Raw genomic sequence first — 1,967 nt, forward strand, 5'->3', positions numbered from 1 at the left:
CAAAATCCTCAAAAGGATACCCCTGTTTATAGTTACCTTCTCCCCACGCCATTTGGGTTTTGCTGCCATCTTTTTCTACCCGATACACATGCCGGATGTCTACTGTTGGGTGTGGATTTTTTGATACCACTTTCGATAATTTAGCCGCACCAGATGTCGATCCCTTGACCGCGCCAAGGCCACCGGCTGCCATACTGGCTATCTCAGTGACAATTTTTCCTGCTTCCAAGCCAGCGTTATAAGCACCCTCAGGACCCGCTTTTTCATATTCGGCTTTGACAATATCAAGCTGTTTGAGGTAACCATCCTTTGTCGCTTGCCAGATAAAGCCGGGCATATCCTCCTGAATTAAGAGCGTTTTAAGTGCTTCAATTACTTCCGAAGGATTAGATACCGCTCCGACAATTGCCATCACACTATCATAAAGTTCTGATGGAATACCGGATACAAAACCCGCAGCTAAATAGCCGTCTTGTGTGTTACTAATCAACCCCCATTTAGCAAAAATCTGCGCTTTTTTAAGGTAGTTGGATTCTGCGGCAAGCTCTTTCTCCATTAATTGCTGTTGGTGATGAGCCAGGTAATTGTAACGGAAAGTGTTCTCCGCACCGCTTGCTCCACTATAAGCACCGTCTGCTTTACCGGTAAATACCGCGCCGGCAAAACCACCGAAAGCACGGGCAATTTGCGCTTGCCGTTCCGATGTTCTCTGCCACTCTTCAGCTTTGATGATGTTATCACCCATCATGATACCAGCCAGTTCCGCAGCCAAAGCCCCCGCCATTGCACCTTTGGCATTTCCCCGGCCAATTTCAGCACTGATGCCTGCCACAACTGCGTGGCTCAACGTTTTGCCCGGTACTCCCAATACCTCGCCTTTGTCACCAATCAATCTGGCACCTTCCGCATGAATCTGGCTGCCAATATTAGATAACAAAGCAGTCGTCAGATTATCTTTAAAGTTGCCGCCATTAATCGTAGTATTCAGGCTGGAACTGATAATGGATTGACCAGCTACCCGTTGGACCACTTTGTTCCAGTCACCATTGCTGATTTGGGGTAATAGCGCTGTGACAAGAATCAATATTACAGACCTTCCCGAAAGCCTGAGAACAGCGGTCAGAGAAGGTCAAGCTATTGTTATTAAACAAGTAGCAAAAATGTAGCTGGTTTTATTCCATTAGATGTGACAGTTGAACATTCAATCAGCTGTTACTATCTACCTTTTTCTTAGTGATAGTATTTATACATGGTTTAATGTCACACTTGCAATGTAATGTCAATAGCGTTACATTAGTATGTTATTTATACCATCTACAGCCAAAGGAGATTCAAAATGAATGTAACAATTGAGAATCGTAAAAATAAGACACTCAACTTGAGGATTAGGCAAGAAGATCGAGATTTAATCGATAGGGCAGCAAAAGTAAAAGGCAAAACCGTCACCGAATATGTCCTTGATACAATCAAGCGTGATGCTGAAAACACCCTATTGGAACACTCATTTATGGTTGTTTCTCCAGAAGTTTTTGATGCTTTTGTCGCTAAACTTGATGATCCGGCAGCACCAAATGAACGTCTTATCAAAACAGCAAATATGAAAAAACCTTGGTGATACAATGATAAGTAATGGCCCAACCCCATTAACAGACGATCACAATTTAGATAATTTTAATTCAGGAGTTGACACCCTTGACAATTGGTTAACAGACAAAGCATCAAAAAACCAAAAAGGAAATGCCTCACGAACATACGTTGTAAGCGAAGACAAAAATGTTATTGCCTATTATTCGTTGGCTACCGGCTCAATTATGTCGCAAGAAGCGATAAGCAAATTTAAACGCAATATGCCGAACCCCATTCCGGTAATTATTTTGGGCCGTCTGGCTGTTGATAAAAATTATCAAGGAAAAGGGTTTGGCCGCTATTTGGTTAGAGATGCTGCCATACGCGTCACACAAGCCGCA

Annotated in this window: 2 protein-coding genes and 1 pseudogene; 2 read left to right on the top strand and 1 reads right to left on the bottom strand. The window is 43.1% G+C overall.

What is annotated here, in order from left to right:
• A pseudogene (locus LGZ99_RS24195) lies at positions 1 to 1,063 on the bottom strand (DUF637 domain-containing protein); the annotation flags it as partial.
• 273 nt (positions 1,064 to 1,336) lie between these two features.
• Here LGZ99_RS24195 and LGZ99_RS24200 point away from each other — a divergent pair.
• On the top strand, positions 1,337 to 1,615 hold the full coding sequence (locus LGZ99_RS24200) for a type II toxin-antitoxin system TacA family antitoxin (protein WP_021325292.1): 279 nt from the start codon (positions 1,337 to 1,339) through the stop codon (positions 1,613 to 1,615).
• A gap of 4 nt (positions 1,616 to 1,619) precedes the next feature.
• The coding region (locus LGZ99_RS24205; RefSeq protein WP_262979824.1) for a GNAT family N-acetyltransferase at positions 1,620 to 1,967 on the top strand (348 nt) is incomplete at its 3' end.

Origin of the sequence: Photorhabdus temperata (assembly GCF_025384845.1) — a bacterium.
GTDB classification, from domain to species: domain Bacteria; phylum Pseudomonadota; class Gammaproteobacteria; order Enterobacterales; family Enterobacteriaceae; genus Photorhabdus; species Photorhabdus temperata.

What these genes read in the sequence shown, in the direction of transcription:
- LGZ99_RS24200 (WP_021325292.1), top strand. Translation starts at nt 1,337, where the DNA reads ATGAATGTAACAATTGAGAATCGTAAAAATAAGACACTCAACTTGAGG.